Annotated in this window: 20 protein-coding genes and 1 pseudogene; 18 read left to right on the top strand and 3 right to left on the bottom strand. The window is 64.6% G+C overall.

Going from position 1 to position 20,589, the window contains the following annotated elements; all coding sequences use genetic code 11:
- The first annotated feature begins 55 nt into the window (after positions 1-55).
- The 12 genes and pseudogenes from ACSH0F_RS02210 to ACSH0F_RS02155 all read left to right on the top strand — a co-directional run bounded on the left by ACSH0F_RS02210 (position 56) and on the right by ACSH0F_RS02155 (position 9,525).
- Positions 56-1,225, top strand: coding sequence for an acyl-CoA dehydrogenase family protein (locus ACSH0F_RS02210; protein ID WP_435199477.1), 1,170 nt, complete (start codon positions 56-58; stop codon positions 1,223-1,225).
- Positions 1,222-2,832 (top strand): carboxyl transferase domain-containing protein, encoded by a 1,611-nt coding sequence (locus ACSH0F_RS02205; protein ID WP_435199475.1) that lies wholly within the window; start codon positions 1,222-1,224, stop codon positions 2,830-2,832. The genes ACSH0F_RS02210 and ACSH0F_RS02205 overlap by 4 nt, the downstream gene beginning before the upstream one ends.
- A 70-nt stretch (positions 2,833-2,902) precedes the next feature.
- The gene (locus tag ACSH0F_RS02200; RefSeq protein ID WP_435199473.1) at positions 2,903-3,604 is read left to right on the top strand and encodes a hypothetical protein; all 702 of its coding nucleotides are present in this window, start codon (positions 2,903-2,905) and stop codon (positions 3,602-3,604) included.
- Positions 3,605-3,689: 85 nt separating this feature from the next.
- A complete protein-coding gene (locus tag ACSH0F_RS02195) occupies positions 3,690-4,322 on the top strand; it encodes a 1-acyl-sn-glycerol-3-phosphate acyltransferase (RefSeq protein WP_435199471.1) in 633 nt (210 codons plus the stop codon).
- On the top strand, positions 4,319-5,119 hold the full coding sequence (locus ACSH0F_RS02190) for a DUF1295 domain-containing protein (protein WP_435199469.1): 801 nt from the start codon (positions 4,319-4,321) through the stop codon (positions 5,117-5,119). The genes ACSH0F_RS02195 and ACSH0F_RS02190 overlap by 4 nt, the downstream gene beginning before the upstream one ends.
- A 73-nt stretch (positions 5,120-5,192) precedes the next feature.
- Positions 5,193-5,819, top strand: coding sequence for a hypothetical protein (locus tag ACSH0F_RS02185; RefSeq protein WP_435199467.1), 627 nt, complete (start codon positions 5,193-5,195; stop codon positions 5,817-5,819).
- The gene (locus ACSH0F_RS02180; RefSeq protein WP_435199465.1) at positions 5,816-6,004 is read left to right on the top strand and encodes a hypothetical protein; all 189 of its coding nucleotides are present in this window, start codon (positions 5,816-5,818) and stop codon (positions 6,002-6,004) included. The genes ACSH0F_RS02185 and ACSH0F_RS02180 overlap by 4 nt, the downstream gene beginning before the upstream one ends.
- Before the next feature lie 21 nt (positions 6,005-6,025).
- Positions 6,026-7,054, top strand: a pseudogene (locus tag ACSH0F_RS02175) (WcaI family glycosyltransferase); the annotation flags it as partial.
- 92 nt (positions 7,055-7,146) lie between these two features.
- Positions 7,147-7,581 carry a hypothetical protein gene (locus tag ACSH0F_RS02170; RefSeq protein ID WP_435199463.1) on the top strand — a complete coding sequence of 145 codons (435 nt, stop codon included), beginning with the start codon at positions 7,147-7,149 and terminating at the stop codon, positions 7,579-7,581.
- 208 nt (positions 7,582-7,789) lie between these two features.
- Complete coding sequence (locus ACSH0F_RS02165; protein WP_435199461.1) at positions 7,790-8,596, top strand: hypothetical protein; 807 nt, start codon at positions 7,790-7,792, stop codon at positions 8,594-8,596.
- 114 nt (positions 8,597-8,710) lie between these two features.
- Positions 8,711-9,091, top strand: a complete 381-nt coding sequence (locus tag ACSH0F_RS02160) for a hypothetical protein (RefSeq protein ID WP_435199459.1) — start codon at positions 8,711-8,713, stop codon at positions 9,089-9,091.
- Between the two features lie 59 nt (positions 9,092-9,150).
- A complete protein-coding gene (locus ACSH0F_RS02155; RefSeq protein ID WP_435199457.1) occupies positions 9,151-9,525 on the top strand; it encodes a hypothetical protein in 375 nt (124 codons plus the stop codon).
- On the opposite strand, the gene ACSH0F_RS02150 is transcribed toward ACSH0F_RS02155, so the two are convergent.
- Together ACSH0F_RS02150 and gyrB are read right to left on the bottom strand one after the other, a co-directional pair.
- Positions 9,522-10,592, bottom strand: a complete 1,071-nt coding sequence (locus ACSH0F_RS02150) for an AI-2E family transporter (protein ID WP_435199455.1) — start codon at positions 10,590-10,592, stop codon at positions 9,522-9,524. The two genes, ACSH0F_RS02155 and ACSH0F_RS02150, sit on opposite strands and share 4 nt — an antisense overlap.
- A 19-nt stretch (positions 10,593-10,611) precedes the next feature.
- Complete coding sequence (gene gyrB, locus ACSH0F_RS02145) at positions 10,612-13,140, bottom strand: DNA topoisomerase (ATP-hydrolyzing) subunit B (protein ID WP_435199453.1); 2,529 nt, start codon at positions 13,138-13,140, stop codon at positions 10,612-10,614.
- Positions 13,141-13,268: 128 nt separating this feature from the next.
- Between gyrB and ACSH0F_RS02140 the strand changes: the two genes are divergently transcribed.
- The 3 genes from ACSH0F_RS02140 to ACSH0F_RS02130 are packed head-to-tail and all read left to right on the top strand — an operon-like array spanning position 13,269 to position 16,941.
- Positions 13,269-14,654 carry an L-serine ammonia-lyase gene (locus tag ACSH0F_RS02140; protein WP_435199451.1) on the top strand — a complete coding sequence of 462 codons (1,386 nt, stop codon included), beginning with the start codon at positions 13,269-13,271 and terminating at the stop codon, positions 14,652-14,654.
- Entirely contained in the window at positions 14,648-15,352 is a 705-nt protein-coding gene (locus tag ACSH0F_RS02135) for a ZIP family metal transporter (RefSeq protein ID WP_435199449.1), read from the top strand. The genes ACSH0F_RS02140 and ACSH0F_RS02135 overlap by 7 nt, the downstream gene beginning before the upstream one ends.
- Before the next feature lie 32 nt (positions 15,353-15,384).
- Positions 15,385-16,941: a class I adenylate-forming enzyme family protein gene (locus tag ACSH0F_RS02130; RefSeq protein ID WP_435199447.1), complete on the top strand. Its 1,557-nt coding sequence runs from the start codon at positions 15,385-15,387 to the stop codon at positions 16,939-16,941.
- A 54-nt stretch (positions 16,942-16,995) separates the two neighbouring features.
- Here ACSH0F_RS02130 and ACSH0F_RS02125 read toward each other — a convergent pair whose 3' ends face one another.
- Entirely contained in the window at positions 16,996-17,271 is a 276-nt protein-coding gene (locus tag ACSH0F_RS02125; RefSeq protein ID WP_305931466.1) for a UrcA family protein, read from the bottom strand.
- Between the two features lie 478 nt (positions 17,272-17,749).
- On the opposite strand from ACSH0F_RS02125, the gene guaA reads away from it, so the two are divergent.
- From guaA to ACSH0F_RS02110, 3 genes are all read left to right on the top strand, one after another.
- Entirely contained in the window at positions 17,750-19,324 is a 1,575-nt protein-coding gene (guaA, locus tag ACSH0F_RS02120) for a glutamine-hydrolyzing GMP synthase (RefSeq protein WP_305931467.1), read from the top strand.
- A gap of 79 nt (positions 19,325-19,403) precedes the next feature.
- Positions 19,404-19,850, top strand: coding sequence for a CHRD domain-containing protein (locus ACSH0F_RS02115; protein WP_435199444.1), 447 nt, complete (start codon positions 19,404-19,406; stop codon positions 19,848-19,850).
- 14 nt (positions 19,851-19,864) lie between these two features.
- Positions 19,865-20,581, top strand: coding sequence for an endonuclease III domain-containing protein (locus ACSH0F_RS02110; RefSeq protein ID WP_435199442.1), 717 nt, complete (start codon positions 19,865-19,867; stop codon positions 20,579-20,581).
- Positions 20,582-20,589: the final 8 nt, after the last annotated feature.

Here is a 20,589-nt window from a genome sequence, read left to right as displayed (position 1 = left end):
CGCGCGCAACGATATTACGCGAGCCCCGAGGTTTTGGGGCTCTTGAGGAGAGACCATGCGCGCGACCCCCGATTTCGACTTCCAGCTGGGCGAAGCCGCCGAGATGATCCGCGAGAGCGTCGGCCGCTTCGCCGACGAACAGATCGCGCCGCTGGCGGAAAAGGTCGATCGCGAAGACTGGTTCCCGAAGGCCGAGCTCTGGCCCGCGATGGGCGAGCTGGGACTGCATGGCATTACCGTTCCCGAAGCCGACGGCGGGCTGGGCCTCGGCTATCTCGAACATGTCATCGCAGTGGAAGAGGTCAGCCGGGCGAGCGCCTCTGTCGGCCTCAGCTACGGCGCGCATTCCAATCTTTGCGTCAACCAGATCGCGCGCTGGGGCAATGACGAGCAGAAGGCGAAATATTTGCCTAAGCTCATCAGCGGCGAACACGTCGGATCGCTCGCCATGAGCGAGGCGAGTGCTGGATCGGACGTCGTCTCGATGAAGATGAAGGCCGAGAAGGTGGACGGCGGCTACGTGCTCAACGGCACCAAGTTCTGGATTACCAACGCGCCCTATGCCGATACGCTGGTCGTCTACGGCAAGACGTCGCCCGAAGCCGGGAGCCGGGGTATCACGACCTTCCTGATCGAGAAGAATTTCGAGGGCTTCTCCATCGGCCAGAAGATCGAGAAGGTCGGCATGCGCGGTTCGCCCACCAGCGAGCTGGTGTTCGACGATTGCTTCGTGCCCGAAGCTAATGTGATGGGCCCGGAAAACGGCGGCGTCGGCGTGCTGATGAGTGGCCTCGATTACGAGCGCGTGGTGCTCGCCGGATTGCAGCTGGGCGTGATGCAGGCGTGCCTCGATACGGTCATCCCCTACCTGCGCGAGCGCACCCAGTTCGGCAAGCCGCTCGGCAGCTTCCAGCTGATGCAGGCCAAGGTCGCCGACATGTATGTCGCGCTGCAATCGGCGCGCGCCTATACTTATGCCGTGGCCAAGAGCTGCGACGCGGAAAAGACCACCCGCTTCGATGCGGCGGGCGCGATCCTGCTGGCGAGCGAGAACGCCTTCCGCGTGGCTGCCGAGAGCGTGCAGGCGCTAGGCGGAGCGGGCTACACGCTCGACTGGCCGGTGGAGCGCTACATGCGTGATGCGAAACTGCTCGACATCGGCGCGGGGACCAACGAGATCAGGCGAATGCTGATCGGGCGCGAGCTGATCGGGGCTGCGGGATGACAGCACCCGTTCTCACCTCTACCCTCGACCGCGAGGCGCCTGATGCCAAGGCGCGCTTCGAGCGCAACAAGTCTCTCGCCGCGGATTTGCGCTCCACCGTAGCCGCCGCTGCTTTGGGTGGCTCCGAAGGCAGCCGTGAACGCCACGTCGGGCGGGGCAAGCTGTTGCCGCGCGAGCGGGTGGAGCGCTTGCTCGATCCGGGCAGCCCCTTCCTCGAGATCGGCCAGCTTGCCGCCAACGGCATGTATGGCAAGGACGAGATCAACGGTGCGGGAATGATTGCCGGGATCGGACGGGTTTCGGGTCGGCAGGTGATGATCGTGTGCAACGATGCCACGGTTAAAGGCGGCACCTATTATCCGATGACGGTCAAGAAGCACCTGCGCGCGCAGGAGATTGCGCAGGAGAATCGTCTCCCGTGCATCTACCTCGTCGACAGCGGGGGGGCGAATTTGCCGCACCAGGCCGAGGTCTTCCCGGACCGCGACCATTTCGGGCGCATCTTCTTCAACCAGGCGAACATGAGCGCGCTCGGCATTCCGCAGATCGCCTGCGTCATGGGTAGTTGCACGGCGGGCGGAGCCTATGTGCCTGCCATGTCGGACGAGACAGTGATCGTGCGTAATCAGGGCACGATCTTCCTTGCCGGACCGCCGCTGGTGAAGGCCGCGACGGGCGAGGAAATCAGCGCCGAGGATCTGGGCGGCGGCGACCTCCACGCGAAGAAATCGGGCGTGGTCGATCATCTCGCCGAGAACGACGAGCACGCGCTCACGATCGTGCGCGATATCGTCAGTCATCTCGGCGACAATTATGCCGAGGCTAGGAACGTCGCGCTGAAAGAACCGCGCCCGCCCAAGTTCGACGCCGACGATCTCTATGCCATCGTGCCAGAGGATGTGCGCGCACCCTATGACGTGCACGAGGTCATCGCGCGGCTGGTCGATGGCAGCGAATTCCACGAGTTCAAGCAGCATTACGGCAGCACGCTGGTCTGCGGCTTCGCCTACATCTGGGGCATGCCGGTGGCGATCCTCGCCAACAATGGCGTGCTCTTCTCCGAAAGCGCGCAGAAGGGAGCGCATTTTATCGAACTGGCGCAGCAGCGCCGCATTCCGCTGCTGTTCCTCCAGAACATCTCCGGCTTCATGGTCGGCGGGAAATACGAAGCGGAAGGCATCGCCAAGCATGGCGCGAAACTTGTCACCGCCGTTGCCACCGCCACCGTACCCAAGGTCACCGTAGTCATCGGCGGCAGCTTCGGCGCGGGCAATTACGGCATGTGCGGGCGCGCCTATAGCCCGCGCTTCCTGTTCACCTGGCCAAATGCGCGCATCTCCGTGATGGGCGGCGAGCAGGCCGCATCGGTGCTGGCCACCGTCCACCGCGACGCCGACAGCTGGACCGAGGAGCAGGCCGAGGAGTTCAAGGCCCCGCTCCGCCAGAAATACGAGGACGAGGGCAATCCCTACTATGCCACCGCCCGCCTGTGGGATGACGGCGTGATCGATCCGGCACAGACCCGCGATGTGCTGGGCCTAGCGTTCGCCGCCACGCTCGAAGCGCCGATCCCCGAGCGTCCGCAGTTCGGCGTCTTCCGGATGTAGTCGCGGAACACCAGCCGGTCAGGCGCGTAAAGACGGATGAGGGTCTTGGGCGGAAACGAGGAGAGTTTCCGTGAATGAGAACATTCTGCTGGTAATCTTCGCCGTCATCGTGCTGCTGATCGCCGTCGGCATTTGGATGACGATCCGCAAACGTCGGACCGATCACCTGCGCGACCGCTTCGGCGACGAATACGACCGTACGCTGGACAATGCCGGCGACCGCACCAAGGCCGAGCGTGATCTGGAGCGGCGCGAAGAACGCGTCGACGCGCTCGAGATTCGCCGGCTGACCGCAGACGAGCACACCCGCTTCGCAACCGAATGGCGCGACGTGAAATCCGTGTTCGTCGACAGTCCCGTCGAAGCCGTGCTCCATGCCGACCGCATGCTGGCCAACATGATGAAGACGGTCGGCTATCCGATGGCCGATTTCGACCGCCGCTACGAAGACCTCACGGTCAACCACGGCGACGTCGCGCGGCATTATCGCGAAGGTCACGCCATCGTCGACCGGCACAATGATGGCAGCGCCTCGACCGAGGACATGCGTCAGGGAATGAAGCATTACGAGGCGCTGTTCGATCACCTCGTCGCCGATGCCGAGGGCGGCGGTCTCGATGCGGCTACCACCGGCACGACGACTACCGGTGCGACGGGGACGGCCTCGACCACGCGCGCGACCGATCTCGATGGTGACGGCGATGTCGATGTCGTGCGGCAGGATAGGGATGGCGACGGCCGCGCGGACCGGGTCGCCATCAGGAACGACTGATCGGCCTGAACATCGCCGTCGAAATCTCCAGACGGTCTTAGCATTCCCCGCTGCGCCTGCTAGTCGGAGCGGGGAGAGTGACTGGATGACCGCACGAAATCCGCGCAAGCGATCGATCCTGTCGCGGATCGTGCGGCGCATTATCTGGACGATCTATCGCCTGCAGGGGTGGAAGGTCGAAACCGGCATGCCCGCGATCCCGAAATTCGTCATCGCGGGCGCACCGCACACCTCGAACTGGGACTTCGTTTTCTTCACCGGCGCTACCGCCGAAGAGGGCATCGAACCCAGCTTCATGGGCAAACACACGCTGTTCAAGGGCTTCATGCGCAACTTCATGTTCGACATGGGCGGCGTGCCGATCGACCGGACAAAGCGCGCGAACTACGTCGAGCAGGTGGCCGATGCCTTTCGCGCAGCGGAGCGGCTGGCGCTGGTTATTGCGGCAGAAGGCACGCGAAGCTCCGACGGGGAATGGAAATCGGGCTTCTGGCATATCGCACGCGAAGCGAAAGTGCCGATCGTGCTCGCCTGGGTCAGCTGGAAGGATCGCCGGCTCGGCTTCAGCGAACCCATCGAGCCGAGCGACGACTACGCCAGCGACCTCGCGCGCATTGCCGCGTGGTTCCGCACGAAACGCCCCGATTACGGGCGGTACAAGGTGCTCGAGGCGCAAGCGCAGCGCCTGCTGGCCGATGGAAAGGACACCGCCGCATGATCCTCGAAGCGCTGATCGCCAATGCCGCCATCCTGCTCGGCTTCACACTGATCCTGTGGGTCGTGGCGGTGCAGATCGACGACGCCTCCTTCATCGACAGCTTCTGGGGTTTCGGGATGGCGCTGATGGCCTTCACCAGCTGGATGCAACTCGAAGCGCCCGGCCCGCTGGCAACCTTGCTGATGGGCATGGCGGTGGTTTGGGGCCTGCGATTGTCGATCTACCTTTTTCTGCGCTGGCGCCGCGAGGGGGAGGACAAGCGCTACAAGCGGATGCTGCGCAAGGATCGGGAGAAGGGCCGCTTCGCTGTCGCTGCGCTCATCAAGATCTTCCTCAGTCAGGCAGTCCTGCTGTTCATCGTTAGCAGTCCGGCGCAATATGGTGTCCTCGAGGCAGCAACTTCGATCCCGATCAGTGGGCTCGCGCTGGTCGGGCTGGCGCTCTACCTCCTCGGCATCGTGTTCGAATGGGTCGGCGACTGGCAGCTTTCGCGCTTCAAGGCCGATCCGGCGAACGAGGGCGAAGTGATGGACACCGGCCTGTGGCGCTACACCCGCCACCCCAATTACTTCGGCGATGCCTGCGTGTGGTGGGGCATCTGGATCGCCGCGGCCTCTGCCGGTTGGTGGGTTGCGGCAACCACCGTGGTCGGGCCGCTGTTTCTCACCTTCACTCTGGTGAAATGGTCGGGCGCCGCCCTGCTCGAAAAGGGCATGAAGCACTCGCGCCCGGGCTATGAGAATTACAAGAAACGCACCTCCGCCTTCATTCCCATGCCGCCGTCGAAATCCGGCTGAGAGGCGCGTCCCGGGCTTCAATCCGGCGTCGAATCCGCTACATGGTCCCCATGAGCAACCGGAAGCGTATCGCGTGAGCGAGAACGAGATCGAAGAACTGCGCTCGCGCTTCGCGCGCGAGGCGATGGCGATCATGGAGCGGCGTGGCGAGGAAGTGAACCGCGCGAAGCTGGCTTCCGAACTCAACATCGCACGCACCAGGGTCGAAACGGTGTTCCCCGAAGAGGCCGATCTGCTCGAGGCGGTGACCGGCGAGTGGTTCGCGCCCAAGCTGGCGGTGATGGACGAGGTGATGGCGACCGACCTGCCGCCGCGACGCAAGATGTACGAATTCTTCGCTCGCCGCTTCCTGCTTCTGCGCGACAATTTCAAGAACGATCCGGCGAGCTTCAAGCTCTATGTCGAAATGGGCGAGCGCTATTTTGAATATGCGCAAAGCTATATCGACCTGGCCGATCATTACCTGTGTGAACTCATCGCGCAGGCGCAGGCCGAGGGGCATTTCGCCGGGCTGGAGATCAACCAGGCGCTGTCGCTGATCAACCAGGCGGTGCTCTGTTATATTCAGCCCTATCTGATCGCGATGATCGACGAGCGCCTGGCCGAGGCGAAGCTCGCCGCCCTGATCGATGCGCTGTTTGACGGCCTGCACGCGCGCGACAGCGATGCCCGCGGGATGCGCAGCATAACGCCGGCGTGAGGCAGGGACCCGCCCGGCGGATTCTCTTCATCGGACTGAACTACAGTCCCGAACCGATCGGCATCGGCCCCTATTCCGCCGGCCTTGCCGAAGCACTGGTTGCGCGCGGGCACGAGGTGCAGGCCGTGGTCGGGCAGCCATACTATCCCGAGTGGAAGCTCTACGAACGCTACAAGGGGCGCTAGCAGAGCAGCGTCGAGAACGGCCTCGCGATCACGCGCTGCCCGCATTACGTGCCGTCCAATCCGACGGGGACGCGGCGCATGGCGCATCATATGAGTTTTGCCAGCAGCGCCTATCCGCCTGCCCGCGCGGCGCGACGCGAATTCAGGCCGGACATGGTGTTTACCGTCGCCCCATCGATGGTCGCGGTTCCGGTTGCTCGCCGCATGGCGCGCCGCGCCGGTGTGCCCCTGTGGCTGCATATCCAGGATTTCGAAGTCGGCGCGGCGCTGGCGACCGGGCTCATCGAACAAGGCAGCAAGACGGCGAGGACTGCCGCCCGCTTCGAGGAACGCCTGCTGCGCTCGGCCGATGTCGTGTCAACTATCAGCGAACCGATGTGCGCGCTCGCTCAGGCAAAAGGTGTGGACGCCGATCGCATCGTCGAGATCCGCAATTGGGCGAACCACGCCGAGAGGATTGCGACCGGCGATGGCCAACGCTTGCGGGCGGATTGGGGCCTGCAGGACAAGGTGGTGGCGCTCTATTCGGGCAATATCGCCAACAAACAGGGGCTCGAAATCGTGATCGAGGCGGCGCGCAGGCTGGAGCGGCGTGCCGATCTGGCCTTTGTGATTTCGGGCGAGGGGCCGAACCGCGCGCGCCTGGAAACGCTGGCCGCAGGGCTGGGGAATATTCAGTTCCACGATCTGCAACCGGAGGAGAGAATTGGCGACCTGATGCGGCTGGCCGATATCCATCTCCTGCCCCAGCTCCCCGATGCTGCCGATCTCGTGCTGCCGTCCAAACTAGGCAACATGCTTGCATCGGGTCGCCCGATCGTGGCGACAGCGGCGCCCGGCACAGGGATAGATCGCGAAATCGAGGGGGCCGGGGTCGTGGTTCCGCCGCAGGACCCAGCCGCATTCGCCTGGGGCATCGACCAGCTTTTGCGGCATCCCTTGCTACGCGAAGGACTTGGAAAGGGCGGGCGAGAGCGCGCCCTGCTGCACTGGTCGAAAGAAGCCATCGTCGACCGCTTCGAAGCGCAGATGCAATTGCTGCTCGGCTGACCGGCGAGCCTCTCGCGCAACGAAAACCATTTTCCTACATACGTTCGCGTGAATAACCGATCTGGTTCCTAATTGATTCGGGGGCCAACCATATGCCTTCAAAAACCTATCCAATCGAGGCCCCCGGCGGCTTCGCCCCCGTCTTCGCTCTTGGTAGCGACGATGGTAGCGGCCATCTCGCCGTCGTCTCGCACGGCGCACCCCTCCCCACCGTCGCGCTCGCACCGGCCGCTCCGGCTCCGCTGACCGGAAGCGCCTCGAACGCCAAGATCGCGGGACCGTTCGAGCCCACTCCGCTCGCTCCGGTATACCTGACACTGACAGGCGAATGGAGCGGCACTGTTCGCGTCCTGCGATCGATCGACGGAGGGGCGACCAAGCATCCTCTGACCATTGCCGGTTCCGAATGGGCGGTCTTCCATAGCAATGCTTGCGAGCCGGTCTGGCAGGAGGGGGAAAACGGCGCGCAGCTTTATCTCGATATCGCGCCGACCTCCGGCGCGCTAATCTACCGGATCGCACAATGAGCGCGCTGGCTTTGCCCGCACTGGGCCTTGCCCAACGTTCCGCCCAATCGCTTCCAGCCCTGTTCGCCGAACTGGCAACGCGATTGCCCGCCCCGACATCGCCCGGCTCCACGGCGCAGGCCATGCGGTCTCCGGCAAAGGCGCCGGAACCTATATCGCAGACGAGCTCGCGACGGAGGCCCTCGCCGATGCGCACCCGCGCTTCGTCTTGCGGACTGCAAATCGTCGGGTCTTCCGCCTGCTGCCGGAGGCGGGCTCTATCTCGGTCGAACAGGGCGGTGCGGCTGGCGACGTACTCTTCAACGACCAGTCCGCAATCCAGGCGACGATCGACTATGCCGAGGCCCTGGGTGCGCGCGAAATACGGTTCGAAAGCGCGTATTACCGCATCGATTGCCCCGAACGAACCTCGCCCGCGCTCGACACGCGCGCGGTCGATGGCCATCCTCTCGTGGTCCGTGAAAGCCTCACCTTGCGCGGCTGCGCGGCGGATCGCAGCGTGCTCGATTTTCGCGGGCTTGGCGGCGTCGATCCCGACGGCAACTGGCAGACGGTGCCGACCTCCGCGACGGATGCCGCACCGGCAGTGTGGCGCGGGGGCGGGCTCTATCTAGACGGCGATACCTCCCGTCCCGAACCCGCCGCGCGGCGCATTGCCAGGCTGGAGCTCGACCGGCTGGTGTTCCGGGGTAACCGCCAGCGGACCAGCCAGACCGCCTATCCCGCCGATCCCGTCACCGGCGACGGGTGGGACATTTCGGACAAGGGTTTCTGGTTGCATGACGTCTATGTCGGCACGGTCATCTGCCGCGACACGGACTTTATCGGCTGGCGGGGCGAGATCTTCTACGCGGTCGGCGCGGACGACGCGATCGAGCAGCTTTCGCTGACGCGGTGTAAGCTGCTGACCGGGAATGGCAACGGCCTCAATCTCGGCTGCAATCCGCGCGTCGATGCGGTCGACTGCGAATTCGGCGACTGCAAGATCGCGCAGGAGGACAAGGGCAAGAGCTAGGTTCATTTCCGCAATTGCCTGTGGCGCGACTGCGAATACGTCTGGCTCGGCGGCGGATCGACCCACGGCCGGCTCTACACCTACAAATACCCGACGCGCGACGAAGCTGCGCGGGTGCCCGCGACGATTCTCGACGGATGCCGCTTCGACGATGCGGGGTTGGTTTGGGTCAACAGCTGGGTATCGGACCGTATCCGCACGGTCGATACGCCGGTCGCGATGAGCAGCACGCATGGCCACGCGCTGCGCGATATCGATCTTGATGTGGACGCGCTGCTGGACCGGCGCGGCGGCTTCAATGCCGTAGGCCTTTACGGCCCGACTTCGCTGACGCAGCCGGTCGAAGGGGCTCCCGCTGGCGTCTATCACAGCGCGCCGCGGCAAATTCGCCTGAAGGTCCGCCATTACCGCAGCGCGCTGGCCCAGCAGGCGGACGTCACTGGCTGGATGTACGCTGGGGCGGCTACATCGACCGTTCCTGCCGGATCGAAGTAGAGGGGGAATTTCTAGCGGGACGGGTCCCCAACGGCCAGGACGATCCGCTATCCTTTCCCTTGGTCAGCTTCGCCGGCGGCAATACGACACCCGCGAGCACGGTGCACGGCTATTACAAGCCGGCAAGTATTGCGGCATCCGGCGTGCTGGCTCCGGCGAGTTCGCATATGGCGCTGGCGCTCAGCGGAGACATTGCAGTCGACCTCGCGCTGCCCGCCAATCCGCGCGGCGGGGCGAACCACGGCTATGCAGATGGCCAGCGCCTGCGGCTCGTCCAGCAGGAAGATGCCGGAAGCATCGCTTTCGCCAAGGGGGCCTCCACCAGCATGCCGATGGCGGCGACGCGAGTCCTCGACAAAACATTCGACTGGATCGAATTCACCTACAACCGTTCGGCGTCGCGCTGGGAGGAGGTCGGCTTCGGCGCTTACTAGTGCGCAGTGGCGGGGCTGGCTTCGCGCTGTTCGCGCAAGATCGACCAGCCGGCGATGAACAGCCCCGCCACCAACGGCCCGACGACGATGCCGGATAAGCCAAGCAGCGCGATCCCGCCCAGCGTGGTCACGAGGATCAGCCAATCGGGAATGCCGGTATCGCGGCCCACCAGGATGGGGCGCAGCACATTGTCGATCATGCCGATCACCGCAACGCCGGAGACGATCACGACCACGCCCTGCCAGATCGCGCCGGTCGCCAGCAGGTAGACCGCAGCGGGCACCCAGACGATGGCCGGACCGATGGCAGGCAAAAGCGAGGCAATCGCCATGATGACGCCAAGCAGCAGGACGGAGGGTATCCCGACGATCCAGAAGGTGATCGCCCCCAGCGCGCCTTGCACCAGTCCGACGACGACCGATCCCTTGATCGTTGCGCGCACGATGCCAAGGAAACGCTCGGCAAGGCGATCCGCAATGCTGCGCTCGAAGGGCAGCGAGGCGAGCAGCGTCTCGCCGATTGTGCGTCCGTCGCGCAGGAGGAAATAGCTGACGTAGAGCGCGATACCGAAGGCGAGCACGAAGCCGAACACGCTGCCCCCGATGGCGATCGCCTGCTGCGCGATCAGGCCGAGGCTGGCTTGCAGAAATTCCTGCGCCCGGCGCTGCAGATCCGACAGATCGCCCCAGCCCGACGCATCGAGCGTTTCCTGGACATTAGGTGGTAGCGCCGCGAACACCTGCTCGAACCAGTCGGCCACATTGATGCGCCCTTCCTGGAAGGCGACGACAAGGCCGGCCGCTTCGTTCACCACCGCGCTGCCGATGGCGAAGGCCGGCACGATCACGGCGACGAAGATCACCAGCAGCGTCGCCAGCGCAGCCTGATTGTCGCGGCTCGGCGCGCGCGCGAGGAACCAGCGGAACAATGGCTGGAACATGATCGCTGCCAGTGCCGCCCATAGCAGCGGCTGCGCGAAGGGCAGGACGACGACCAGCAGCGCCAGCGTCACCAGCGCGAGGAACAGCAGGAAGCCGCCGCGCTCCAGCCCCACGATCTCGCGCATCGCCGGCCAGCCCCGCTCGTTAAACGTCGAGATTGGCGACGTTGAGCGCGTTCGACTGGATGAATTCGCGCCGCGGCTCGACCACATCGCCCATCAGACGGGTGAAGATCTCGTCGGTCACGTCGGCATCCTCAACCTTCACCTGCAGCAGCGCGCGATTGTCCGGGTCGAGCGTGGTCTCCCACAGCTGCTCCGCATTCATTTCGCCCAGACCCTTGTAGCGCTGAATCTTCTGGCCCTTCCGCCCGGCGGCCATGACCGCTTCGAGCAATTGGGTGGGCAGGGTGATCGCGCTGTCGTCGGCGAAGGCAGGTGCATCGGCATCGGTTTCGTCGGCGCTGTCGGGATCGACCGGCTCCGCTTCCTCGCTGTCGCCCTTCACCAGCCGCACCGGTGCGCCGTAGACGTCCGCATGCTCGGCCGCGACGCGGTGCAGCTTGCGCGCTTCGGCGCTGTCCATGAAGGCGGGGTCGATTTCGTGCACGTCGGTCACGCCGCGCCACAGGCGGAACAGGCGGACCTTGCCGTCCTCGCCGGTTTCCGCCGACCATTTCGCCTCCGGATCGCCCATCTGTAGATGCGACGCCGCGCGGTCGAGGCCCGCCTGCCGGTCGCCCTCGGGATCGAGCGCACCGGCCAGCGCCATGGCCTCGACCAGATCGGTTTTGTACTTGCGCGGCACGAAGCCGAGCAGGTTGCGCATCCGCAGCCCGTGCTCGACCAGCTGGTTCATGCCGGTCGCGGGGATCGAACCTTCCTTCGTCTCCAGGTAATGGCCCGACAGCCCCTGATCGATCAGGTAGCGGTCGTAGGCCGCCTGGTCCTTGAGATAGACTTCGCTCTTGCCGCGCGTCACCTTGTAGAGCGGCGGCTGGGCGATGAAGAGGTGTCCGGCCTTCACAATTTCCGGCATCTGGCGATGGAAAAAGGTGAGCAGAAGCGTGCGAATATGCGCGCCGTCGACGTCGGCGTCGGTCATGATCACGATCTTGTGATAGCGCAGCTTTTCGAGGTTGAATTCGTCGCGCAGACCCGTGCCCATCGCTTGGATCAGCGTGCCGACTTCCTTGGAGCTGATGATCCGGTCGAAGCGCGCACGCTCGACATTCAGGATCTTGCCCTTCAGCGGCAGGATCGCCTGCGTCTTGCGGTCGCGACCCTGCTTGGCGGAGCCGCCTGCCGAATCGCCCTCGACCAGGAAGAGTTCGCAGTTCGCGGGATTGCGATCCTGGCAATCGGCGAGCTTGCCGGGGAGGCTGGCGATGCTCATCGCGCCTTTGCGGCTCATCTCGCGGGCACGGCGAGCCGCTTCGCGCGCGGCGGCGGCATCGATTACCTTCTGGATGATCGCCTTGGCATCGTTGGGGTTCTCCTCGAGCCACTCGGTCATCTTCTCGCCCATGAGGCTTTCGAGTGGCTGGCGGACTTCGGAGCTGACCAGCTTGTCCTTGGTCTGCGATCCGAACTTGGGGTCAGGCAGCTTGACCGAGACGATGGCGGTCAGGCCTTCGCGCATGTCTTCCCCCGACAGGCTGACCTTTTCCTTCTTCATCAGCCCGCTGGCGCTGGCATAATTGTTGAGCGTGCGGGTCAGCGCCGCGCGGAAGGCGGCAAGGTGAGTGCCGCCGTCACGCTGCGGAATGTTGTTGGTGAAGCACAGCACGTTCTCGTAATAGCTGTCGTTCCATTCCAGCGCGACGTCGATGCCGATGCCATCCTTTTCCGCGCTGACCGAAATCGGCTCGGCGACCAGCGCCTGCTTGTTGCGGTCGAGATATTTGACGAAGGCCGCGATGCCGCCTTCGTAGAACAGGTCGTGCTCCAGAACTTCCTCGTGCCGCTTGTCGCGCAGCTTGATGCGGACGCCGGAGTTGAGGAAGGCGAGCTCGCGATAGCGGTGCTCCAGCCGGTCGAAATCGTATTCGGTGACGTTCTTGAACGTCTCGTCGCTGGCCTTGAAGGTGACGCGCGTGCCTTTCTTCAGGCCCTCCTCGTCGCCATTGCTGTCGACCGGCGGGGCATCGCCGACCACGCGCAGGCTTTCGACCGCATCGCCATGCTCGAAGCGCATCCAGTGTTCCTTGCCATCGCGCCAGATGGTGAGTTCGAGCCATTCGGAGAGCGCGTTGACGACCGAGACGCCCACGCCGTGGAGGCCGCCCGACACCTTGTAGGCATTGTCGTCGCTCGTGTTCTCGAACTTCCCGCCGGCGTGCAGCTGGGTCATGATGACCTCGGCAGCGGACACGCCCTCTTCCTTGTGCATGTCGACCGGAATGCCGCGGCCATTGTCCTCGACGCTCACCGAGCCATCGGGATTGAGTTCGATCAGGACGAGGTCGCAATGCCCGGCCAGCGCCTCGTCGATGGCATTGTCCGACACCTCGAACACCATGTGGTGGAGGCCCGATCCGTCATCGGTATCGCCGATATACATACCGGGGCGCTTGCGTACCGCGTCGAGGCCCTTGAGGACCTTGATCGAATCTGCGCCATAGCCGGGTTTCTTGGGGGCGTTATCGCCGGTGATTTCGGTGTTCTCGTCCATGCTCAGCATATAGGCTTTCGAGGGCGAAAAACCAAAGTTTACGCGGTGTTTTTTCCCACAGATTGCCGCGCAACCGGTTTCACCTGCAACCGCTTGATTTCGGGGCGCAGAAAGCGCATCCCCGCATCATGCTCTCGGTACTCGACATCTTCCGGATTGGGATCGGTCCCTCGTCTTCGCATACGGTCGGTCCGATGCGGATTGCGCGGACCTTCGTGCGGGCGCTGGAGAAGGCGGGGAAGCTGGAGCGGACGGCGCGTGTGGCGGTGGAGTTGCAAGGCTCGCTCGCGCTGACGGGGGTGGGGCATGGCACGATCGATGCGACGATCCTCGGCCTTGCGAATTTCGCCCCGGACAGGACCTGCCCCGATGAAGCGGCGAGCGCTTTGGAAGCGATCCTCGCAGAAAATGCCCTGCCGCTCGGCGGGAAGCGCCGGATCGCCTTCGACAAAGCGCGGGACATCGATCTGGCCGGACATATCATTCCGGACCTGCACCCCAACGGCATGACCCTAACCGCGATGGATGCCGAGGGCGATGTGCTACTGAAGCGCACCTATTACTCCACCGGTGGTGGCTTCGTCGCGTCGGAGGCGCAGTTAAAGCGCAAGCCCAAGGGCGACCGGATCAATGCCGGCACACCGGTGCCGCACGATTTCGGATCGGCGGCAAAATTGCTGGCCAGCTGCGAGACGACCGGGCTGTCGATCGCCGAGCTGATCCTCGCCAATGAAGACGCCTTCCGCCCGCGCGAAAAGACCTTCGCCGGCATCGATCGCATCGCCGAGGCGATGCACCAGTGCATCGAACGCGGCCTGACGCAGCGCGGCGTGCTGCCCGGCGGCCTCAAGGTGCAGCGGCGAGCGCCCGACCTGTGGGACAAGCTCTCCGCCAATCCGCAATCGAACGAGCGCGAGCAATTGTTCGATTGGCTCAATTGCTACGCAATGGCCGTGAACGAGGAGAACGCCGCCGGCGGGCGCGTCGTGACCGCACCGACCAATGGGGCGGCTGGTATCATTCCCGCCGTCATCCGCTTCTATTGCGTGACGGCGGACGAAAGGCCCTGCCGTGACAGCAAGCGCACCTTCCTGCTCACGGCCGGAGCGATCGGCCTCCTCTACAAGCAACGCGCCAGCATCTCCGGTGCGGAGATGGGCTGCCAGGGCGAGGTCGGCGTGGCTTGTTCGATGGCAGCAGGCGGTCTCGCGGCGCTGTGGGGCGCCTCGCCATCGCAGATCGCCAGCGCGGCGGAGATCGGCATGGAGCATAATCTCGGCCTGACCTGCGATCCCGTCGGCGGGCTGGTGCAGGTGCCCTGTATCGAGCGAAATGCCATCGGCGCGGTGAAGGCGGTCAACGCAGCGCGGCTCGCGCTCCACCGGACCGGGGCGGAGGGCTTCGTCAGTTTAGACCAGGTGATCGAGACCATGCGCCAGACCGGGCTCGACATGAGCACGAAGTACAAGGAAACCAGTCAGGGCGGATTGGCGGTCAACGTCATCGAATGCTGACCGTCCTGCTCGTGATCGCCGTGGTGTCGGGCGCGCTCATCGTCGGCGCGCTCTGGGCGCTTTACGGCAAACTGCGCGGGCGGGTCGAGGGTATCGTGGTGGCAGTTGCCGGCGGGTCGTTGTTGTTGTCCCTCGTGCTCGAACTGGTGCAGCCCGCAATCGAGAAAAGCTCGATGACGACGGCGGTACTCGGCGTGCTGGCAGGTGCCGGCATCTTCGCGGCGGTCGATTACCTGATAGACGAAAAGTGGGGCTCCGAAACCGGCGGCGGGATGCTGGCCGCGATCACGCTGGACGGCATTCCGGAAAACCTTGCGCTGGGTGTCGCGCTAATCGGTGCGGGTGCGCCGGAGGTCGCCGCGCTGGCGGGATCGATCATGCTCTCCAACCTGCCCGAAGCTGCCAGCGGCGCGCGCGCGATGCGCGACGATCAGGGGTTTTCGAAGGCGAAGATCCTCGGCATCTGGGCGCTGACGGCTGCCGTTCTGTCCGCCTGCGCCCTACTCGGCTATATGTTTTTGGAGCGGCTCACCGACGACCTGCTGGCCTTCATCAGCTGCCTCGCGGCGGGGGCGGTAACCGCCAGCCTGACGACCGAAGTGCTGCCTCAGGCGCACCGGCAAGCACCGCACTGGGCGGGTTTCGCGACCGCCATCGGGCTGGTGCTCGCGCTGCTGCTGCACAGTCTAGGCGGCTAGACACGCGCAATCGCTTGGGTCACACAGGCGGCATGGGAGAGACCGACATCGCCGCCAGCCTCGCCGAACCTTTCGGCAGCTTTCCGCAACTTATCGCCGATAATGCCGCCCGTCTGGGTGACGCCATCGCCATGCGCGATGACGAGGGGGAGCTTAGCTGGGCCGGGCTCGGCGACCGGGTCGAGCGGATTGCCGCGCGGCTGGTCGAAGGCGGGCTGGAACGCGGCCAGTCGGTCGCCATCCTCGGCTATTCGTCGATCCCTTATGCTCTGGTCTTTCTCGCTGCCGTGCGCGCGGGCGGCGTGGCGGCACCGCTGACCACCAGCGCCAGCCCCGACCAGCTCGCCGGCATGGCGCGCGATTCGGGGGCGAGACACATCTTCATCGACCGCGCCAAGCTGACCGAGCTGGGCGAAGATTGCTTCCCCGGCATGACGCGGATCGTGCTGGACGAGGAACTGGACGGCTGGATGGCGGAAGAAGGCGTGACCGCGCCGAAATTCGTTCCGGAGCCGGGCGACTCGTTCAACATCATCTATTCCTCCGGCACGACCGGCGTGCCCAAGGGCATCGTCCATTCGCACAAGATGCGCTGGCGCCAGTTCGCTGCCACCGCGTCGAGCTGGATCGAGAACGGCCTGCCGGTGCGCACGCTCGCCTCGACGCCGCTCTATTCCAACACCACCATGGTCGCCTTCCTGCCGCCATTGCTGGCTGGCGGCACGGTGCGGGTGATGCGCAAGTTCGACGTCCTCCGCTGGCTCGAAAGCGCGCAATCCGACGCGACCACGGTTACCATGCTCGTGCCCGTCCAGTACCAGCGCCTGATGCGCGAGCCCCGCTTCGACGAGTTCGACCTGTCCGCCTTGCAGCTAAAATACTGCACCTCCGCGCCCTTTCCCGCCGAGCTGAAGCGCGAGGTGCTGGAGCGTATGCCGGGTGCGCTGATCGAGATCTATTCGATGACCGAAGGCGGCGTCGTCTGCCTGCTGGAAGCGCACAAGTTTCCCGACAAGTTGCACACCGTCGGCCGCCCCGCTCCGGGCAGCGAGCTGAAGGTGCTCGACGACCAAGACCGGCCCGTGCCGCCCGGTACGCCCGGAAATCTCATCGGTCGCAGCCAGACGATGATGAGCGGCTACAAGAACCAGCCCGACAAAACGCGCGAGGGTTACTGGACCGATCCGGAAAGCGGCGAGGTGTGGCAGCGGATGGGCGATATCGGCCGCGTCGATGCCGAAGGCTTCGTCGAACTGGTCGGCCGCGCGAAGGACATGATCATCTCGGGCGGCTTCAATATCTTCCCGGTCGATCTCGAAGACGAACTGGCGAAGGAGCCGGACGTGGTCGAGGCTGCCGTGATCGGCGTGCCGAGCGAGCGCTGGGGCGAAACGCCGGTCGGCTTCGTTACCCTGAGCGATGACGCGCGCGAGTGCGAGGCAATAATGGAGGCGGTCAATGCGCGACTTGGCAAGACCCAGCGGCTGGCCCAACTCCACGCGATCGACGACATGCCGCGCAGCCATATCGGCAAGCTGCTGAAGACCGACCTGCGCGCGGAAGCCGAACGGCGCGGACTGCCGGCCTGAATCGAAACGGGCGGAGCCACCGGCCCCGCCCGTCGTGGTTACAATGGCTTGCGATTACCGGCTGGCGAGAACCGCCGGAGTGCGCTGCTCCACTTCGGCCATGGCGGCCTTGACCGTCTTGCGCACGCAAGCGCGGTCCGATGCAGTCGCGACATTGCAGACTTCGCGAGCGGCCTGGCGGACGCGTTCTTCGAGAACCTCGACATGGGCCGCCTGCGACAGGTCGAGATCGTTGTAATCGACCGCGACTTCGGCGTTCTGCGAAGCGGCGAGGGCCGGCGAGGTAAGGCTGATGGCCGCAGCGGCGGCGGTAAGGATCATGCGACGCATAACTATCTCCACATTCGGTGAAAGGTGTGTCGCCTTTATTGTGAGCACCCTGATTGTGTTATGCGCCGATTGTGCAGCGCAGCGCGGCATGCTGCAATTGCGAAGTCGGCACGGGCGGCTGCACTTTGCGCAAGAGGCGCTTCGAGACGCGGCGCGGACACGGGGGGGGAGGGGAGAGGTTGTGTCGGCGGCCGCGTCTCTACTCGCTGCCATATCGCCTTGCCGTAGCGGCGGGCGGAGTTCGCCAGGCCGTATCGACAAGGAAGGCCAGTCCGGGCGGGCGCATAGGGGAGCGCGGGCCCGGCTGTTCCTGCTCCGGATCGGCGTCTAGGAGGACCGCCTCATCCGAATACAAGGCTGTAATAATATTTCAGTCGCGCGAACGAAAGTGAGAAAACGGCGATGAGCGTTGCGCTTTCCGCAAGTGCGAACGCCCGCCTCACTGGACTTGCTGAAACACGGCCTCTAACCGCCGCACATGGACGACGCGCACCTTCCCGATTCCATCCTCATCGTCGATTTCGGCAGCCAGGTTACCCAGCTGATCGCACGCCGTGTGCGCGAGGCAGGGGTCTATTCCGAAATCGCGCCTTTCACTCAGGCGGAAGAAGCATTCCACCGACTCAAGCCGAAGGGTATCATCCTGTCGGGCTCGCCCGCCGGTGTGCCCGACGAAGGCAGCCCGCGCGCGCCGGAGCTGTTGTTCGAGGCGGGCATTCCCATTCTGGGCATATGTTACGGTCAGCAGGTGATGAGCCATCAGCTCGGCGGCGAGGTCCGACCCGGTCACGAGACCGGCGAAGGCGGCGAATTCGGCCGCGCCTTCCTGACCGTTACCAAGCAATGCGCGCTGTTCGACGGTCTCTGGAAGGAAGGCGAGCGCCACCAGGTGTGGATGAGCCATGGCGACAAGGTTACAAAATTCGCGCCGGGCTTCGAGATCGTGGCAATTTCCGACGGCGCGCCCTTCGCGGTGATCGCCGATGAAAAGCGCAAGTTCTACGGCACGCAATTCCACCCGGAGGTCGTCCACACGCCCGACGGCGGCAAGTTGATCGCCAACTTCGTGCGCCACGTCTGCGGCCTCGCCGGCGACTGGACGATGGCCGCCTATCGCGAGACGAAAGTGCGCGAAATCCGCGAGCAGGTGGGCGACGGCAAGGTTATCTGCGGCCTATCGGGCGGTGTCGACAGCTCGGTCGCCGCGATCCTCATCCACGAGGCGATCGGCGAGCAGTTGACCTGCGTCTTCGTCGATCACGGCCTGCTTCGCCTCAACGAGCGCGAGCAGGTCGAGACGATGTTCCGCGATCATTACAACATCCCGCTGGTGGTGGTCGATGCCGAGGATATGTTCATGGAGGGCCTGTCCGGGACGACAGATCCGGAGGCCAAACGCAAGTTCATCGGCAAGACCTTCATCGACGTATTCGAAGCCGAGGCCAAGAAAGTCGGTGGCGCGGATTTCCTCGCCCAGGGCACGCTTTATCCCGACGTGATCGAAAGCGTCAGCTTCACCGGCGGGCCGAGCGTCACGATCAAAAGCCACCACAATGTCGGTGGCCTGCCCGAACGCATGAATATGCAGCTGGTCGAGCCGCTGCGCGAGTTGTTCAAAGACGAGGTCCGCGAACTCGGCCGCGAGCTGGGCCTGCCCGACATGTTCGTCGGCCGCCATCCCTTCCCGGGTCCGGGCCTTGCCATCCGCATCCCTGGCGAGGTCACGAAGGAACGCTGCGACATCCTGCGCAAGGCCGACGCGATCTATCTCGACGAGATCCGCAAGGCGGGGCTCTACGATGCGATCTGGCAGGCCTTTGCCGTACTGCTGCCGGTCAAGACCGTCGGCGTGATGGGCGACCACCGCACCTACGACAGCGTCTGCGGCCTGCGCGCGGTGACCAGCACCGACGGCATGACCGCCGATGTCTACCCCTTCGACGCGAGCTTCCTCACCGGCGTCGCAACGCGCATCGTCAACGAGGTGCAGGGCATCAACCGCGTGGTGTACGATTACACCAGCAAACCGCCCGGCACGATCGAGTGGGAGTGAGCTGATCAGAGAGGGCTGCATACGGAACGTCGCGAAGATCTCCCCGTTGCCTAAAAGCACCTTTGCCGGGAGATCAGATATGAAGTCCGTTGCCGTAACCCTTGCTGCCATCTCCGCGCTCGCCCTGGGTGGATGCGAAACAGTTCAGCAGACCTACACAGAGGCGATCTCGTCGACCTACGAAGCCGAGCTGCGCGGGGCAAACGAAGTGCACGCCGGCGATCCGGACGGATCGGGTACGGCGGAAATAAGCTTTGCCGACGAATTGACGCGGGTTTGCTGGGATCTCAACGATCTTAGCGGGCTGGGTCCCATCACCGGCGCCCATATCCACCGAGGTGCCGCAGGCATCGACGGGCCGGTCGTCCTGCCGCTCAAGCAGGCCACCGAGGGCGGCTGGCGCGGCTGCAGCAGTGACACGTCGTGGGTCCAACGCGCCTTCGACGAAGGCCTGTCGAACTATTACGTCAATGTCCACACGACGGAATATCCCAAGGGCGCGATCCGCGGACAACTGCGCCAGTAGGGCAGCAGTCCCGGTTGAACGGCCAACTTCCCCTCGGCCCAGATCCGCGCACCGAGACGCTGCACCGCCTGCAGGCACTGCTGGTCCAGCGCTTTGGACGGATCGAACGGGCGGCCGCCGGTTGGCGCGAGCCGGAGTGGGTGCTGGTGCAAGGGGTGATCGGCGCTCGGACCAAGTCGGAAGTGTCCAACGAAGCGACCGACCGAATGCTCGAACGATGGGGTAGCTGGGAAGCCGTGGCTGTTGCGCCGCTGGCCGACCTTCAGGCCGAACTCGCCACGCAGACCTATCCCAACATCGCTGCCGAGCGGCTCAAGGCGAGCCTTTCAGCCTTGATCGAGCGGCGTGGCGCGGTGGACCTCGCGCACCTTGCCGATATGGACACCGCGGCGGCAATGCGTTGGCTCGAGCAGCTTCCCGGTGTCGGGCGCAAGATCGCGGCAGGCGTGATGAATGCCAGCACGCTGGACCAGCGCGCAATCGTCCTCGACGGGCATCACACCCGTATACTGCAGCGCATGGGGTTGGTCCCGCCCAAGGCGAGCACCGACCGCGCCTTCGCGGTTATCATGCCGGTCATGCCGGAGGGATGGTCGGCCGCCGATTTCGACGAGCATCACCTGCTGATGAAGAAGCTCGGTCAGACCTGGTGCCGCCCGTCATCCCCCGATTGCGCGTCGTGCCCTGCGCAAGCGTTGTGTGAGACCGGCCGGGCGCGGATAGGCGCGTGAGCGCGGCC

The organism is Qipengyuania sp. 902 (assembly GCF_051195295.1).
Lineage (GTDB): Bacteria > Pseudomonadota > Alphaproteobacteria > Sphingomonadales > Sphingomonadaceae > Qipengyuania.
The sequence above is the reverse complement of the archived record's forward strand: the minus strand, read 5'-3'. Positions and strand labels throughout refer to the sequence as shown.

Excerpts from the sequence above, each read along its gene's own strand:
- ACSH0F_RS02210 (WP_435199477.1), top strand. The coding sequence starts at position 56 with ATGCGCGCGACCCCCGATTTCGACTTCCAGCTGGGCGAAGCCGCCGAG.
- ACSH0F_RS02205 (WP_435199475.1), top strand. The coding sequence starts at position 1,222 with ATGACAGCACCCGTTCTCACCTCTACCCTCGACCGCGAGGCGCCTGAT.
- ACSH0F_RS02195 (WP_435199471.1), top strand. The coding sequence starts at position 3,690 with ATGACCGCACGAAATCCGCGCAAGCGATCGATCCTGTCGCGGATCGTG.
- ACSH0F_RS02190 (WP_435199469.1), top strand. The coding sequence starts at position 4,319 with ATGATCCTCGAAGCGCTGATCGCCAATGCCGCCATCCTGCTCGGCTTC.
- ACSH0F_RS02170 (WP_435199463.1), top strand. The coding sequence starts at position 7,147 with ATGCCTTCAAAAACCTATCCAATCGAGGCCCCCGGCGGCTTCGCCCCC.
- ACSH0F_RS02150 (WP_435199455.1), bottom strand. The coding sequence starts at position 10,592 with ATGCGCGAGATCGTGGGGCTGGAGCGCGGCGGCTTCCTGCTGTTCCTC.
- gyrB (WP_435199453.1), bottom strand. The coding sequence starts at position 13,140 with ATGGACGAGAACACCGAAATCACCGGCGATAACGCCCCCAAGAAACCC.
- ACSH0F_RS02140 (WP_435199451.1), top strand. The coding sequence starts at position 13,269 with ATGCTCTCGGTACTCGACATCTTCCGGATTGGGATCGGTCCCTCGTCT.
- ACSH0F_RS02135 (WP_435199449.1), top strand. The coding sequence starts at position 14,648 with ATGCTGACCGTCCTGCTCGTGATCGCCGTGGTGTCGGGCGCGCTCATC.
- ACSH0F_RS02130 (WP_435199447.1), top strand. The coding sequence starts at position 15,385 with ATGGGAGAGACCGACATCGCCGCCAGCCTCGCCGAACCTTTCGGCAGC.
- ACSH0F_RS02125 (WP_305931466.1), bottom strand. The coding sequence starts at position 17,271 with ATGCGTCGCATGATCCTTACCGCCGCCGCTGCGGCCATCAGCCTTACC.
- guaA (WP_305931467.1), top strand. The coding sequence starts at position 17,750 with ATGGACGACGCGCACCTTCCCGATTCCATCCTCATCGTCGATTTCGGC.
- ACSH0F_RS02115 (WP_435199444.1), top strand. The coding sequence starts at position 19,404 with ATGAAGTCCGTTGCCGTAACCCTTGCTGCCATCTCCGCGCTCGCCCTG.